16 protein-coding genes are annotated in these 14,284 nt (G+C 46.7%); 9 read left to right on the top strand and 7 right to left on the bottom strand.

Annotated elements, in window-relative coordinates; translation table 11 throughout:
- The first annotated feature begins 52 nt into the window (after nt 1-52).
- The 8 genes from urtB to P8H32_RS05750 all read left to right on the top strand — a co-directional run bounded on the left by urtB (nt 53) and on the right by P8H32_RS05750 (nt 8,152).
- The gene (urtB, locus tag P8H32_RS05715; RefSeq protein WP_301088693.1) at nt 53-1,678 is read left to right on the top strand and encodes an urea ABC transporter permease subunit UrtB; all 1,626 of its coding nucleotides are present in this window, start codon (nt 53-55) and stop codon (nt 1,676-1,678) included.
- A gap of 10 nt (nt 1,679-1,688) precedes the next feature.
- Complete coding sequence (gene urtC / locus P8H32_RS05720; protein WP_297290775.1) at nt 1,689-2,801, top strand: urea ABC transporter permease subunit UrtC; 1,113 nt, start codon at nt 1,689-1,691, stop codon at nt 2,799-2,801.
- Nucleotides 2,798-3,559: an urea ABC transporter ATP-binding protein UrtD gene (gene urtD, locus P8H32_RS05725; protein ID WP_301088695.1), complete on the top strand. Its 762-nt coding sequence runs from the start codon at nt 2,798-2,800 to the stop codon at nt 3,557-3,559. Before urtC ends, urtD begins: the two co-directional genes overlap by 4 nt.
- Nucleotides 3,560-3,562: 3 nt before the next feature.
- Nucleotides 3,563-4,258 (top strand): urea ABC transporter ATP-binding subunit UrtE, encoded by a 696-nt coding sequence (gene urtE, locus P8H32_RS05730; RefSeq protein ID WP_297290767.1) that lies wholly within the window; start codon nt 3,563-3,565, stop codon nt 4,256-4,258.
- A 58-nt stretch (nt 4,259-4,316) separates the two neighbouring features.
- Nucleotides 4,317-5,267, top strand: a complete 951-nt coding sequence (locus P8H32_RS05735; protein ID WP_301088701.1) for a hypothetical protein — start codon at nt 4,317-4,319, stop codon at nt 5,265-5,267.
- Between the two features lie 407 nt (nt 5,268-5,674).
- Nucleotides 5,675-6,328 (top strand): TorF family putative porin, encoded by a 654-nt coding sequence (locus P8H32_RS05740; protein WP_301088703.1) that lies wholly within the window; start codon nt 5,675-5,677, stop codon nt 6,326-6,328.
- A 191-nt stretch (nt 6,329-6,519) separates the two neighbouring features.
- Nucleotides 6,520-6,858: a P-II family nitrogen regulator gene (gene glnK, locus P8H32_RS05745; RefSeq protein ID WP_297290770.1), complete on the top strand. Its 339-nt coding sequence runs from the start codon at nt 6,520-6,522 to the stop codon at nt 6,856-6,858.
- Between the two features lie 61 nt (nt 6,859-6,919).
- The gene (locus P8H32_RS05750) at nt 6,920-8,152 is read left to right on the top strand and encodes an ammonium transporter (RefSeq protein WP_297290771.1); all 1,233 of its coding nucleotides are present in this window, start codon (nt 6,920-6,922) and stop codon (nt 8,150-8,152) included.
- Between the two features lie 80 nt (nt 8,153-8,232).
- Here the strand turns inward: P8H32_RS05750 and P8H32_RS05755 are convergent, their stop codons facing one another.
- The 3 genes from P8H32_RS05755 to P8H32_RS05765 form a co-directional block, all read right to left on the bottom strand.
- Entirely contained in the window at nt 8,233-9,417 is a 1,185-nt protein-coding gene (locus P8H32_RS05755) for a type II toxin-antitoxin system HipA family toxin (protein ID WP_301088704.1), read from the bottom strand.
- Complete coding sequence (locus P8H32_RS05760; RefSeq protein WP_301088706.1) at nt 9,407-9,751, bottom strand: helix-turn-helix transcriptional regulator; 345 nt, start codon at nt 9,749-9,751, stop codon at nt 9,407-9,409. The genes P8H32_RS05755 and P8H32_RS05760 overlap by 11 nt, the downstream gene beginning before the upstream one ends.
- Before the next feature lie 65 nt (nt 9,752-9,816).
- The gene (locus P8H32_RS05765; RefSeq protein ID WP_301088707.1) at nt 9,817-10,092 is read right to left on the bottom strand and encodes a cupin domain-containing protein; all 276 of its coding nucleotides are present in this window, start codon (nt 10,090-10,092) and stop codon (nt 9,817-9,819) included.
- 484 nt (nt 10,093-10,576) lie between these two features.
- Here P8H32_RS05765 and glnK (P8H32_RS05770) point away from each other — a divergent pair, with 484 nt between their 5' ends.
- Complete coding sequence (gene glnK / locus P8H32_RS05770) at nt 10,577-10,915, top strand: P-II family nitrogen regulator (RefSeq protein WP_297292517.1); 339 nt, start codon at nt 10,577-10,579, stop codon at nt 10,913-10,915.
- 18 nt (nt 10,916-10,933) lie between these two features.
- Here the strand turns inward: glnK (P8H32_RS05770) and P8H32_RS05775 are convergent, their stop codons facing one another.
- The 4 genes from P8H32_RS05775 to dapF form a co-directional block, all read right to left on the bottom strand.
- A complete protein-coding gene (locus P8H32_RS05775; protein WP_301088708.1) occupies nt 10,934-11,650 on the bottom strand; it encodes a DUF523 domain-containing protein in 717 nt (238 codons plus the stop codon).
- A 97-nt stretch (nt 11,651-11,747) separates the two neighbouring features.
- Nucleotides 11,748-12,674 (bottom strand): tyrosine recombinase XerC, encoded by a 927-nt coding sequence (gene xerC / locus P8H32_RS05780; protein WP_301088709.1) that lies wholly within the window; start codon nt 12,672-12,674, stop codon nt 11,748-11,750.
- A 24-nt stretch (nt 12,675-12,698) separates the two neighbouring features.
- Entirely contained in the window at nt 12,699-13,394 is a 696-nt protein-coding gene (locus P8H32_RS05785; protein ID WP_297292520.1) for a DUF484 family protein, read from the bottom strand.
- A 36-nt stretch (nt 13,395-13,430) separates the two neighbouring features.
- Nucleotides 13,431-14,264, bottom strand: coding sequence for a diaminopimelate epimerase (gene dapF / locus P8H32_RS05790; RefSeq protein WP_297292521.1), 834 nt, complete (start codon nt 14,262-14,264; stop codon nt 13,431-13,433).
- Nucleotides 14,265-14,284 lie beyond the last annotated feature (20 nt).

Consider the following 14,284-nt stretch of genomic DNA (forward strand, 5'->3'; position numbering starts at 1 on the left):
GTGGCCTCAACTGAAAGGTTGGGGCCATTTTTTTAACCGGACTGGTTGCAAAATGAAACGCCTTGTATTTTTAATAGTATGTATACAACAGCTGTTGTTCACATCCTTATTGTTTGCAGAGAATGCAGAGAATGGTTTTGATGGAAAATTATCCGCGTTAATAGTTAATTCCAACCGTCAAAAAGCAGTGGCTATTGAAGCCCTGGCAACGTTGGATGATGCCCGTGTATTACCCGCCTTAAAAGCGATGTTGGATGCCAGGCTTTATTACCGCAAGCAAGACAAGCAGATAGTCTATCTATTGGAAACATCGTCCAGTGTTTCTATTAGCGGCGTTATTAGCGGCGAAGATCTTGGTGTCGTTGAAAAAAATACCATTAAGAAAATCAGAATCAATAATAAGTTACGGCGCGTACTGCGTGCCAGTATCTCTAGCCTTGAATTGACCAGCAGTGATGCCGAGCTACGGTTAAATTCAGCAAAGAACCTGATAAAGGTGCCCAATAAAACATTGCGACAAGCCATTAGTGCCGCCATAAAAACCGAAAAAAACCGTGAGGTTAAACAATCCATGCAGTTGGCGCTGGCGATGATTGATATCGATAGTGACAACCAGCCTTTAAGAATGATAGCGATGCAAGTGATCGGAGATAGCATCAGCCCCGATGCCGTTAACTTGCTAGCCCGTCTTAGCCAGCGTGACGAGAAAGGCGCTTATGTAGAACAGAACCAGGAGATTGCAGAACTTGCAGAAAACCGTTTAAAAGATGCTAAAAGTCAGTTGAAATTTTTTAAAGTGATAGAAGATTTTATTTTTGGTTTAAGCCTGGGCTCCATCTTATTGCTGGCGGCCATCGGTTTAGCCATTACCTTCGGTGTTATGGGGGTGATCAATATGGCCCACGGTGAAATGATTATGCTGGGTGCCTACACCACCTTTGCTATTCAGCAGCTATTTCCAGAATTGATTCAATACTCCATCTTTATAGCGATTCCAGTTGCGTTTTTAGTCTCCGGAGCGGTGGGCGTACTGATTGAACGTTTGGTTATTCGCCATCTGTACGGTCGCCAATTAGATACCCTGTTAGCCACCTTTGGTATCAGCCTTATTTTGCAACAAGCAGTGAGAATGTACAGCTCCAATAATGTTGCTGTCATCAGCCCGGATTTTATCAGTGGCTTTTGGCAAATGAATGAAGCGGTTGCCATTACCTACAACCGTATCTATGTATTGTTTTTTAGTTTAATCGTGCTGGGTGTGCTGGCGCTGGTATTGAAAAAAACCTTGTTAGGTTTGCAGATGCGAGCCGTTACCCAAAACCGTGCCATGGCCAACTCAATGGGTATTCACTCCAGTTGGGTAGATGCACTGACCTTTGGTTTAGGGTCAGGTATTGCGGGCATTGCCGGTGTTGCGCTAAGCCAGTTCACCAATGTAGGCCCCAATATGGGCCAGGGCTATATCATTGATTCATTTATGGTCGTTGTGTTTGGTGGCGTCGGTAATTTGCTGGGTACATTTTTTGGTGCGATGAGTTTAGGCGTGGCTAATAAATTCCTAGAGCCTTATACCGGCGCAGTGATCGCAAAAATTATGGTATTGGTCTTCATCATTTTATTTATTCAGTGGCGACCCCGGGGGCTGTTTGCCCTTAAAGGCCGCTTTGTAGAGGATTAACATGATGTTAATGAATAATAAGTCTGTATTGATGAGCCTGTTAATGAATGACAAGATTGGCAGCAAGCTTATCGGTTTTATTATCCTAGCGTCTATTATTATCGCCCTGTTAAACCTGTTTGCACCCGAAGGCTCTGCCTTGCATGTGCCTACTTATATCGTATCGTTGCTAGGTAAATATTTGTGTTTCGCTTTATTGGCACTAGCACTGGATTTGGTGTGGGGCTATTGCGGTATCCTCAGCTTGGGTCACGGTGCATTTTTTGCCCTGGGCGGTTATGCCATGGGCATGTATTTGATGCGACAAATTGGTGACCGCGGTGTTTACGGTAATCCAGACCTGCCAGATTTTATGGTGTTTTTAGATTGGGCTGAAATGCCCTGGTATTGGCAGGGTTTTGATAGCCTGTCGTTTGCCTTATTGATGGTGGTATTAGCGCCGGGCCTGTTGTCATTTTTGTTTGGCTGGTTGGCCTTTCGTTCAAGGGTTACCGGTGTGTATCTCTCGATTATTACTCAGGCCATGACCTATGCATTACTACAGGCTTTTTATATGAATGAGTTTGGTTTTGGTGGTAACAATGGCCTGACCGACTTTAAAGATATTGCTGGCTTTAGTTTGTTAGCAGATGGCACCGCAGTAGGACTGTTCCTGATCAGCGCTTTATCTTTAGTGCTTGCTTATATCGCCTGCCGTTTTATCACCGAGAGTAAATTTGGCAAAGTGTTGATCGCTATTCGTGATGCCGAGAGCCGCACCCGTTTTATGGGGTACCGGGTAGAACATTACAAATTAGTAGTGTTTGTATTCTCGGCGGTACTGGCAGGTATTGCCGGCGCTTTGTTTGTGCCTCAGGTTGGTATTATCAACCCGGGTGAATTCAGCCCTATTAAATCCATAGAAATCGTTATCTGGGTGGCCTTAGGTGGGCGCGGCACTTTGTATGGTGCCGTGATCGGGGCTTTTATTGTTAGCTATGGCAAAACGTTTTTTACCGGCGCCTTCCCTGAAATCTGGCTGTTTATGCTGGGCGGTTTATTTGTATTAACAACAATGTATTTGCCCAATGGTGTCGTCGGCTTGTTTGGGCGAATTAAGGCCAACAAGGGAGAGGCATCATGATATTGGAAGCGAAAGAAAATCCACAGAGTCTGTTATACCTCAATGGTGTTACCAAAACCTTTGACGGTTTTAAGGCCATTAATAATTTATCGTTGGATATAGCGCCGGGAGAATTGCGAGCTATTATTGGCCCCAACGGTGCTGGCAAAAGTACCATGATGGATATTATCACTGGGAAAACCCGGCCTGATGAAGGCGAAGTGAAATATAAAGATGTGGTTGACCTCACTCGTTTTGATGAAGCGGATATTGCCAATATGGGTATTGGCCGCAAATTCCAAAAGCCTACAGTAGTAGAAAGCCTGAGTGTGCGAGACAACCTGGACTTATCCCTGGCAGGTAACCGGGGTATCTGGCAGTCATTATTTTTTAAATCAACCGGGCAACAGCAGCAGCGTATTGATGAAGTTATTGGCATTGTGGGTTTAACAGAAAAGTCTGGAGACCTTGCAGCAAACTTGTCCCATGGACAAAAGCAATGGCTAGAGATAGGCATGTTGATTATTCAGGACCCGGAAGTCTTGTTGGTCGATGAACCTGCCGGGGGCATGACCGATACTGAAACCATGGAAACCGCAGAGTTGTTAAAAACGATCAGCAAACAACACTCAGTGATTGTGGTAGAACACGATATGGATTTTGTCCGGGCCCTGGATTGCCACGTTACCGTGCTGCATGAAGGCAGCGTATTGGCTGAGGGTAATCTGGAGACCGTATCGACCAACCCAAAAGTTATCGAAGTTTATCTGGGGCGTTAGACTATGTTAAAAGCAGAGAATATCGATTTACATTATGGTGCCAGCCAGGCCCTGCAACGTGTCAGCTTGTCAGCGGCCAAAGGTGAAATTAGCTGTGTATTAGGTCGCAATGGTGTGGGCAAATCCAGCCTGATGCAGGCGATTACGGGGCGTCATCGCGCTACGGCTGGCACGGTAGAGTGGGAAGGCCAGGATATCAGCCAGCTCAGTGCCGCTTCACGGGCCCAGCGCGGTATAGCCTATGTGCCACAGGGGCGGCAGATTTTTTCACAGCTCACTGTGATAGAAAATTTGCAAACCGGCTTTGCCGCCCTGCCCAGAAAGCAGCGTAAAATTGATGAAGAAATTTTTGATTTATTCCCCGTGCTGCGCCAGATGACCCGCCGTCGTGGCGGCGATTTGTCCGGCGGCCAGCAACAGCAGTTATCCATTGCCCGGGCTTTGGTTATGAAGCCCAGGCTGCTTATTCTGGATGAACCCACCGAGGGTATACAGCCGTCTATTATTAAAGATATTCATAATGTCATTACCATTCTTAAACAACAGGGTGATATGGCCATCTTGCTGGTAGAGCAGTATTTTGAATTTGCTCGGGACCTCTGTGACCAGTATGCGGTGATGGATCGGGGCGAAATTATACTGGCCGGGCGAGGTGAAGACATGGTGGAAGAAGAAGTTCGCAGCCATATGACGGTTTGATTTATGGTTGTGTTGGCGTAAGCTGCCCAGCTTTATAGTTTATCTTCGGGGTTTGAAAATGAAATATTTGCTGCTAATGACGAGTGCTCTGTTAAGCGCCTCAGCCTGGTCTTTGACGACCCTGGAGGTGCCAACGGGAGAAACCTATACCGTAGCGGTTGATCAGCAGCGCTTGTCATTAACATCACTCACCCTGGGTGACGGTGCGCGTATTCGTTTTGCTGACGGCGTTAGTCAATGGCAGGTAAGAGCCGATCGGGCTGTTATTGGTTCAGACGTACTTATTGAGGGAGCCGGTGCCAGCGGTGAGACAACAGCCGTTAGTGCTAAAGCACAATCGGGTTCCAGCTGTAAAGATGGCCTGGCCGGTGAAAACGGTGCAAAGGGCATTGATGGTAGCAATGGTGTTTCTATTCGCCTGCAGATAGGCCTGGTAAGCCTGGGAGATATGCTAATTAATACCAGCGGTGGTCATGGCGGTATAGGCGCTCAGGGCGGTAATGGCGGTGACGCTGGTGGTTTTGAAAAAAAATGTTCCCGTGCACCTGTCGGCGGTGATGCCGGGGCCGGTGGCGCTGGCGGTGCTGGTGGTGATGCCGGTGACATTACGGTGCTTTTTTGGGCGGCTGACCCTGCTTTGAATGTATCACCGGTGGCGAATTTGATCCGTACTGAAGCCAGCCCGGGTAATGGCGGCGAAGCTGGCCAGCCTGGCCAGCCCGGTGCCGGCAGTGGTGGCCGCTATGTGAAGCGCAAAACCTTAACCGGCAGCCGAGTGTGGGTAGCCGGTGGTTCCGAGGGCGCCACCGCAGAGGCGGGTGCCCCGGGAAAAACCGGAGACCAGGCTAAGGTTCTGGTGGAGCAGGCACTGATATCGGTGGCACCTGCGCTTATGCCCGCTCGAAGTAAACCCCTTACGGCTTCGTCGCAGCAAGCCGAGATTGAAGCCATCAAGCAGGAACTGCGCTCGTTAATACAACGTTTAGAGCAGTTAGAGGTCTCGCAATAAGCTGTTCTACCTAACGCTTGCCTACTTGTGGAGCAGGCTTTTATCTTGTTCCCCCGATTAATCCCTCCGATCCTGGATATTGCCCTAATCAAGTTCTGCATTTATGCCCATAAAGGGGCATAAATAGGGCTTTTCAGGCCCCTGAATCCCCCAAAAAAACAAAATGCACTTATTGGGTGCGCAATTTTCACAGAGCACCATAGATGGGCGCAAACAGGCGCCACTTTGGGGTTGTTCTGGTTTTTTATTGCTAATTATTATTTAACCTATTGATTTTAATGGCTATTTTAAAGTTGGTATGCCCCGTGCTAAACAGAGGTATAGCTCTTGTTTTGTGAGTGTTAATTAACGCGAGCTAGCACAGATGATATTAATTAGAATTTTCTTAGAACTTGGAGATAGTGAGAATGAAAACAGTAAAGACATTATTAGCAGCGGCAGTAGTTGCTTCAACAGTAGCAACCCCAGCAGTGGCTGAAATAGAAGTGGCTGCATCAGCGGCTGTTGCCAATATGTACCTGTGGCGTGGTCAGGACCTGAGTAACGGTTCACCAGCAGTTTCAGGTGACATCACTGCCAGCCTGGGCGGCGCCTATGCCGGTGTTTGGGCATCATCAGGTGACGATGCAATGGGTCAGGAGTATGACGTATACGCAGGTTACGGTTTGGAGCTGGCTGGCTTTACTGTTGACGCTAGCGTGTGGACTTATGTTTACCCTGGTGACGAAGAGTTGGGTGAAGCGGGTAACTTGTCTGAAGCCGTCTTGTCTGTTGGCTACGGTCCTTTCTCTGTTTCTTACCTGGATAACATTGCCGGTGGTAGCGGTTACTCATACATCACGGTTGGTGCTGAAATGGGTAAATTCTCAGCGACTGTGGGTATGACAGATTCAGATGACGTTGAAGATGTAAGCACGGACTATGTGCACCTCGATATCAGCTATGCCTACAACGACAACCTGTCTTTCACTGTCAGCCAAGTAATTGATGAAGATACTGACGGTTCTGTGGAAGATGATCTTCACTTTGTACTTTCTTACAGCCTGCCAATCGGCGAGTAAGTTTGTGTAATCCGGGTTATTGGCAAGCTTGCTGATAATCCAAACCTTTTAGTGCTTTGTCTCCCCCGACTTTTGATGGCACTAATTTGGTCAGCTGCGTTGCGGCGCAGCTGACCCTTTTAACATTATTTAGTCACACTGGTTTTAATAATCCCTGTGTACTAATCAACTAACATTTTAGGAGAAGGCCAATGAAACTGGTTACGGCTGTAGTCAAACCATTCAAATTGGACGACGTGCGCGAAGCGCTGTCTGAAATCGGTGTACAGGGTATTACTGTTACAGAAGTAAAAGGTTTCGGACGCCAGAAAGGTCACACCGAGTTATACCGTGGCGCAGAATACGTTGTCGACTTTTTACCGAAAGTAAAAATTGAAGTAGCGATTGCTGAAGCAGCGCTAGATCAAGTTATCGAGGCAATCACCAATGCTGCCAACACTGGCAAAATTGGCGATGGCAAAATCTTTGTTTCTACCCTAGAGCAGGTGATCCGTATCCGCACCGGCGAGACTGGCGATGAAGCTATCTAAGTTAAGGGTTTTTACTCTGGCTTTTTAACTAAACGAGCTTAGCCTTTTGGAGGGCTGAACGATGGAAAACGAAATTTTTCAATTACAGTATGCGCTCGACACATTTTATTTCTTAATTTGTGGCGCGCTGGTTATGTGGATGGCAGCAGGTTTTGCCATGTTAGAAGCGGGCCTGGTTCGCTCTAAAAATACCACAGAAATCTTAACCAAGAACGTTGCTCTATACGCAATCTCTTGCATTATGTATATGGTTTGCGGTTACGCAATCATGTACGGCGGCGACATTATGCTTGCCACCATTACTGGCGACGGTGTAACCGGCGCTGAAGAAGCTGCGACTTACGCACCTTCCGCTGACTTTTTCTTCCAGGTAGTGTTTGTTGCTACTGCAATGTCGATTGTTTCCGGTGCCGTTGCTGAGCGTATGAAGCTTTGGGCTTTCCTGGCTTTCGCTGTGGTAATGACTGGTTACATCTACCCAATGGAAGGTTCATGGACTTGGGGTGGCAATGCCGTATTTGGTATGTACACACTTGGCGACTTGGGTTTCTCTGACTTCGCTGGTTCCGGTATCGTTCATATGTCTGGTGCTGCTGCGGCTCTAGCGGGTGTTCTACTGCTAGGCGCCCGTAAAGGTAAGTACGGCCCTAACGGTGAAGTTAACGCAATCCCTGGTGCTAACCTGCCTTTGGCGACTTTAGGTACCTTCATCCTGTGGATGGGTTGGTTCGGTTTCAACGGCGGTTCTGTATTGGCAACAGCCAGTGTAGAAAGTGCAAACAGTGTTGCGGTGGTATTTATGAATACTAACGCTGCTGCTGCCGGTGGCCTGGTTGCTGCTCTTATCGTTGCTCGCACCCTGTTCGGCAAAGCGGATCTGACGATGGCTCTTAACGGTGCTTTGGCTGGTCTGGTAGCTATTACTGCTGAGCCTTCAACACCTACTGCCCTGCAAGCAACTTTGTTCGGCGCTGTTGGTGGTGCTCTGGTTGTATTCTCTATCCTGACGCTAGACAAGCTGAAAATTGATGACCCTGTAGGTGCTATCTCTGTTCACGGTGTTGTTGGTCTGTTAGGTCTGTTACTGGTTCCCCTAACTAACGACGGTTCAAGCTTTTCTGGTCAGTTGATCGGTGCCGCGACTATCTTTGTTTGGGTATTCGTAGCCAGCTTGATTGTTTGGGGTATTCTGAAAGCGGTAATCGGTATCAGAGTCTCTGATGAGGAAGAGTACGAAGGTGTAGATCTATCTGAATGTGGTATGGAAGCCTACCCAGAGTTTACTAATAAGTAATAGGATTATTGCTAGTGACTAACTAAGGGCGTCTTCGGGCGCCCTTTTTTGTTCTTGTCAGACAAGTTCGTAGAGCATGACTATTTATATTTTGGTTTTTTATCGTGTCTAAATGCCCCTTCAGAGTAAATCATCGCAGATGATAGCGATTTTCTAAGTGAATCCTTCAGGCCGGGCATAAGATTGATAGCATCAAAGCTTTGGTAAAAATCATTGAGTAAGTCAGCATATTCCTCAATGATGGCTTGGCCATTGCGCAGGCCAAAAGGAACACCAAAATTTGTCAGGGTTTTCCTGTCTGGGAATATTTTCGCCCCTTTCATTTTAAGCGCCATGGTATTGTCAAGATGTGGGTATATCAGAGTATGGGTAATATCGTAAGGCGGTGTCAGAGTAATATTCTGGCGGTCCTGACTATACTGAAGCGCAAAGTTTTTCAGGTGTGCATCTCCATTACCAATTAAGCAGTTAAAAATAATATAGCGATACATGCGTTCCATCTGTTCCTGAGAGTGTGTGTAATCCCACGTTGCACGCATCAAGGTCTCATATTTTCCACGGTATTTTGGTTGCCCGGTTAGTACAGTAAAATCTTCAAAGGCCAATTGCTGGCCGTCATTGATATCAAATCGTTCTATAACAAAACTCATATGATCGTCAGATAGCCAAAAATTTGGAGGGTTTAGTCCGACATGTTTTGCTGCAGACATACAAATATATTCATTGACTGTAAGTTGCTCAAATTCATCATCAAAGGTTTTAACTATTAAGTCATTCTGATGAATAGTTGATCGGCCAGAAATTGGCACCATGACTTTGGGTTGAACTCCAGACAGTATTCCACTCAGGTAATAGCGATCAAGCAGCTCTGCAAAAATAGGTTTGCTTCCTCGCCAATGAAGGATGTCATCAAGGGAAAGTTGCTCATTGTTTCCTGCCACTATTGTGGACTCAACGGTTATATGGCCAATGCCATTGTCGCGTTGAAGGGCAAGCAGATAAAGATCATTAACAGTTGCATAGCGTTCTAACCTTTCAGCGATGTAACGCCGAACATAACCTTCAGGCAGGTTCTGTCGGAATACTGGATGCAGTTCGCCATAGTTGTAAGGTGCATCGCGCAATGGCATGTTAAGTGAGCAGGGTGGGCAATCTGGGCTCTCATAATAAAATGCATACTCAGCCGGTTGGGCCAATCTTCCCGCATGTTGACCAAAGGATGAAATGCTGACTTCTTTTATGCGATTAGGCAGGTCAATCATCATTCTCTCCATAGTGATCGCCCAAATTATCCAGATTTGGGAAGGGGCTTAGTTTATGTGATAGCCCAAGTTCATAGCCTGCACAATGGATATAGCGCAGCAGAATAGCCAATGAGCCGGTGAATTGACCACGCTCAATATCTGATATGGTTTGCCGGTCGATTTTAATTTTTTTCCCTAAAGCTTGCTGGGTGTATTTTTGTTCTTTTCGCCAGGTCGCCAAGGCTTGCCCCATAGTCTTCAATTCATCAAATTGCATGGCTGTAAGCTCATATGTTTGTCGGTATATAACGGCAATATAGTGATGGCTGGCATAATTGTCAATATATGGCGACATTTCTGTAAGTTTATGGACTGGTGTCGCTATATAGTGACATTGTGTGGATGGCTAGAATTGGGAATTTAGTTGGATATACGTGAAAGAACAGTGAAAGCGAACAGTGAAAGTGTCTGTCCCATTGCTCCCCACCTTCGGGCGCCCTTTACCCTTGCCCTATGTTCTATGCCTGGCTTAACGGAGTAGGATTGCCCCTGGCTAATTGTGATAGTGCTTTCAGGTGTGTCTATTAACACCGTACCCGATAATACGATGAAGGTTTCATCAGCTGCATCTTCACCGATGGTTTCTGAAAACCATTGATCATTGTTATTGGCGATTTCTTCAAAAAAGTTCTTCATATTCAAGGTGCATAACATTTATATACTGCACATACGCGCATAACAAAGGCTGCGCTTAATAACCGAGCCAATCCCCATCTTTAATGAGACACTCTAAGGCAAGAAATTCCCACCTTAAACAATCACATTTGTTTAAATATCAGGGTTAAGGTTCAAAGGTTGCCGTGCAAGTTTACGCATGGCCGAAATAGTAGGGCTGGGATGGATGTGAGAGGGGGGTGTGGATTCCCGCCTACGCGGGAATGACGGTTGACGGTTTAGGAGGGGCGGCAAATAAGGCCGGCGCTCTTCGTTTTCTTAGGTACGTTGGCCAATTAGAGTAACCATTGTCATCGGTGCCGGTTCTTTAGATCGGTCATTAGCCCTCAGCGGCCCATTTTTCCTGTAAGCCCTTGCTTTTCATCCAGTTGCTAGCTAACTTAGCACCCACAATAATGCAAAGAGCTACCTGCATCGGCAGGGGTGCTATATAGGAGAGCAAGTAATGAAACTGATTACCGCGGTTATTAAGCCTTTTAAACTAGACGATGTGCGCCAGGCCTTATCTGAAGTGGGTGTTAGCGGCATTACCGCTACAGAGGTTAAGGGCTTTGGTCGCCAGAAAGGCCATACCGAGCTATACCGTGGCGCAGAGTATGTGGTGGACTTTCTACCTAAGGTGAAATTGGAAATCGCTATTAATGATGATCAGGTAGAAACCGTGATTGAAGCCATTAGTGGTGCGGCCAATACCGGCAAGATTGGTGATGGCAAGATCTTTGTTGCCCCTCTTGAGCATATTGTCCGTATCCGTACTGGCGAAACTAACGAAGACGCCGTTTAGGCTGATTCTTCGAGGGCCTTACACCGCTAAGGCCCTTAGTAATATCTCCCAATACCGTTCCTGAGTACCTGCTTTCATTGACGCTTCCAAGGCTGCTTGTTGTTGATTGGGTAGCACGTTGATGATGGTTACATAATGTTTGTGTACAGCAGCCAGGCCTTGCTGCTGACAGCCCAGACGTAAATCCCTTAGTAATTGACACTGAAAAATAAACTGCTGGCATTGCTGCTCGGTGGCTAAGTCTTGCTCTTCCTGTATTGGAAGCCATGGCAGGGTTTGCTGAACATAGGCGGCCTGCAAGCCGCTGCCAACGCCAATGTCTTCACCCTCTGAATTAAAAATTGGCGTGCTGTTAATTCCGCAGCTGGGGGACCGGGCTTTAAAAATATAACCGCATAGGGAAGGGGCTAGCTTATCAATACTCTGTTGCCGAAATTGTTCAAGTTGGGGTGTCGGGTTGAGATTTTTATCGTCTCGACCCATCGCTTCTATTTGGTCGCCGGTACGGACTAATTGAATGGGTGGGCGGGGTGTAGTCATCCCTGCACCTACCTCGGGGCATATCGGCAATAAAGTTAAAGCGTTAGATAAGAGTGTTGAAGTGGTTGCTAGTCTTTTGCTGGTGCCATCATAACGAACCGCCTCGCCATTAAGGCAGGCGCTGATAGCAACCTGTGGTTTTTCTGGCGGATTTTCTTTGATAAAAAAAGAAAATTCGTCTGGAATTTTTAGCATGTAGATAACCGCTGAGATACAAAAAATTGTAGTAAAAAGCGCGAGCAGACGAAATTATATTAGAACGAATCAAGCTAAATAAACATTGTTTCTCTATTCAAAGATCTTTTGCTTTATCAGTTTTTCTATTCGCCCTCGGGTGAGCTTTATCATAGACCTTGGCCAGGTGCTGAAAATCCAAATGAGTATAAACCTGCGTGGTAGAAATATTGGCGTGGCCCAATAATTCCTGCACTGCTCGCAAGTCACCGCTGGATTCCAGCATATGGCTGGCAAAAGAATGGCGTAACATATGGGGGTGTACGCTTTGGTTAACACCTTGTTGCAGGCTGTATTTTTTTAATCGCAGTTGAATTGAACGTTGGCCAAGTCGGCGACCTTGTTTAGATAAAAATACCGCGCCATCTGCCGGATTCACCTCTTCACGAACAGACAGCCAATCTTTTATTGCCTTAACCGCAAAGCTGCCAATGGGAAGTGTACGGGTTTTTCTACCCTTACCAGTGACTGTAATTAAGGCCTGGGGCAAATCAATATCCTGAAGATTTAAATCTACCAATTCTGATAAACGTAAACCGGAAGAATAAAATAATTCCAGAATGGCTCTGTCCCTTATGCTTAACCAGTCATCACCCTCTATCGACAGTAATTGCTGCATATTGTCAGCATCTAAAGCCTTGGGTAATTTTTTAGCGGATTTTGGTGCCTGAATGCCCAGTGCGGGATTATTCTTTTCTCCCTGGCGACTGCGGTATTTGTAAAAACTGCGCAGGGCAGATAGTGCCCGTTGTAAACTGGGGCCCGCTAAGCCGCCGCGATGTAATTGCGCCACCCATTGTCTAACATCGGCACTATGGGCTTGGGTAGGGTCGGTAATATTTTTTTGCAGACAGTAAGCGGAGAACTTTTCTAAATCGCGGCGGTAGTTGCTAAGGGTATGAGATGACAACTGACGAGCTGTTTCTAAATAATGAAGAAATTCATTAATTAGTTGTTGCCAGTGATCACCTTCTTTCTTATTCATTAATCGCTCCGCTGGCGATGGACTTTACAGGTAGCGCGGTATTAGTCGATTTAATACTTCAGCGATATAGGATAAAAATAAAGTGCCCATCGATGAACTAAAATGATGAGGGTCTTTGCTGCCAATTGCGATAACACCTAATGGGTTGCTATGGCTTAATGGGATAACCGCAGCAGAGCCAACGTGTTCGGCTTGATCGGCAAATAAAAATTGCAGCTCTTCCGGTCTTAATACACCGCAGGTAGCATTATTACTTTTTAATAAGCTGGGAACTTTTTCAAAGGCATCGTCAACGGGAACCATACGAGATACAACCTTGCGATGTTGGTCCGGGTTGCCAAACAGTGTGAGGTTAGAAAAATCGATACCAAAATCACTAAGTAAGCTGCGGTTAAAGGTATTAACGAGACTATCCAGCCCCTGTGCCTCAATTAACCCTAAAACCAATTGCTGGGTTTTATCATAAAGCTGGTCATTATCTTCGGCATTTTCCATTAAGCCGCCAAGACGGGTGCGCATATCCATATTGCGTTCACGTAACAGTGAAACCTGGCGTTCAAGCAGAGAAACGGCTTTACCACTTGGGTGGGCTAACTCCAGTCCAAGCAACAGGTCATCGCGTTTTAAGAAAAACCCTGAGTGGCTTTTTAAATACAGTGCAACATCTTCTTCGGTGATGTCTTGTACAGGGGCTTTATTATTGTTTTCGGCTACGTCCACATCGTCCTCTCTTACTGTTGTTGAACCTTATCAGTTTTATAGCTGTATTTGTCCTTCAAATACATTGGTAGCAGGCCCTGTCATCATAACGGGATGACCTTCGCCGCGCCACTCAATAGTCAGGCTGCCACCGGGTAAATGGGTGATGACTTGCTGGTCTAATAAACCGCGCACAATACCAGACACCACCGCCGCACAGGCGCCAGTACCGCAGGCTAACGTTTCACCTGCGCCGCGTTCATAGACTCGCAAATTAATTTCGTTGCGGCTGACTATCTGCATAAAGCCCGCATTGACTCGCTGGGGGAATTGGCTATGGGACTCTATTGCCGGCCCCAGTGTTTCCACATCGGCAGTATCGACATCATCCACCAGCATGACTGAATGGGGGTTGCCCATAGAGACAGCCCCGATTTCACAGCGTTGGCCGTTGACTTCAATAGAATAGACGCCACACTGGGCTTCCTCGGTGGTAAAGGGAATCTCGGCAGGGCTAAGGATTGGCTCGCCCATATTCACCTCTACCTGGTGGTCTTCCATAACAGCTAGTTCAATAATGCCGCTACTGGTTTCTACCCGAATGGTTTTCTTGCCGGTCAGTTTTTTATCTCGCACAAACCGGGCAAAACAGCGAGCGCCATTGCCGCATTGTTCCACTTCACCGCCATCGCAGTTATAAATCCGGTAGCGGAAGTCCACATCGGGCTGGCGTGGGGTTTCTACCACTAACACTTGGTCACAGCCGATACCAAGGCGCCGGTCAGCGAACATGCGCACATGCTCCTCTTGCAGGTTAAACCGCTGGGAGATCAAGTCCAGGACGACAAAGTCATTGCCGATCCCGTGCATTTTGGTAAAGCGTAACAACATGTTCGGTATCCGGTTTAGCT

Origin of the sequence: Oceanicoccus sp., from assembly GCF_029238675.1 — a bacterium.
Taxonomy (GTDB): Bacteria; Pseudomonadota; Gammaproteobacteria; order Pseudomonadales; family Dasaniaceae; genus Oceanicoccus.

Bases quoted from the DNA above. Each gene is read 5' to 3' on its own strand.
- urtE (WP_297290767.1), top strand. From the start codon at position 3,563: ATGTTAAAAGCAGAGAATATCGATTTACATTATGGTGCCAGCCAGGCC.
- P8H32_RS05775 (WP_301088708.1), bottom strand. From the start codon at position 11,650: ATGCTAAAAATTCCAGACGAATTTTCTTTTTTTATCAAAGAAAATCCG.
- xerC (WP_301088709.1), bottom strand. From the start codon at position 12,674: ATGAATAAGAAAGAAGGTGATCACTGGCAACAACTAATTAATGAATTT.
- glnK (WP_297290770.1), top strand. From the start codon at position 6,520: ATGAAACTGGTTACGGCTGTAGTCAAACCATTCAAATTGGACGACGTG.
- urtD (WP_301088695.1), top strand. From the start codon at position 2,798: ATGATATTGGAAGCGAAAGAAAATCCACAGAGTCTGTTATACCTCAAT.
- urtC (WP_297290775.1), top strand. From the start codon at position 1,689: ATGAATAATAAGTCTGTATTGATGAGCCTGTTAATGAATGACAAGATT.
- P8H32_RS05740 (WP_301088703.1), top strand. From the start codon at position 5,675: ATGAAAACAGTAAAGACATTATTAGCAGCGGCAGTAGTTGCTTCAACA.
- urtB (WP_301088693.1), top strand. From the start codon at position 53: ATGAAACGCCTTGTATTTTTAATAGTATGTATACAACAGCTGTTGTTC.
- P8H32_RS05755 (WP_301088704.1), bottom strand. From the start codon at position 9,417: ATGATGATTGACCTGCCTAATCGCATAAAAGAAGTCAGCATTTCATCC.
- P8H32_RS05765 (WP_301088707.1), bottom strand. From the start codon at position 10,092: ATGAAGAACTTTTTTGAAGAAATCGCCAATAACAATGATCAATGGTTT.
- P8H32_RS05760 (WP_301088706.1), bottom strand. From the start codon at position 9,751: ATGTCGCCATATATTGACAATTATGCCAGCCATCACTATATTGCCGTT.
- glnK (WP_297292517.1), top strand. From the start codon at position 10,577: ATGAAACTGATTACCGCGGTTATTAAGCCTTTTAAACTAGACGATGTG.
- P8H32_RS05750 (WP_297290771.1), top strand. From the start codon at position 6,920: ATGGAAAACGAAATTTTTCAATTACAGTATGCGCTCGACACATTTTAT.
- P8H32_RS05735 (WP_301088701.1), top strand. From the start codon at position 4,317: ATGAAATATTTGCTGCTAATGACGAGTGCTCTGTTAAGCGCCTCAGCC.
- dapF (WP_297292521.1), bottom strand. From the start codon at position 14,264: ATGTTGTTACGCTTTACCAAAATGCACGGGATCGGCAATGACTTTGTC.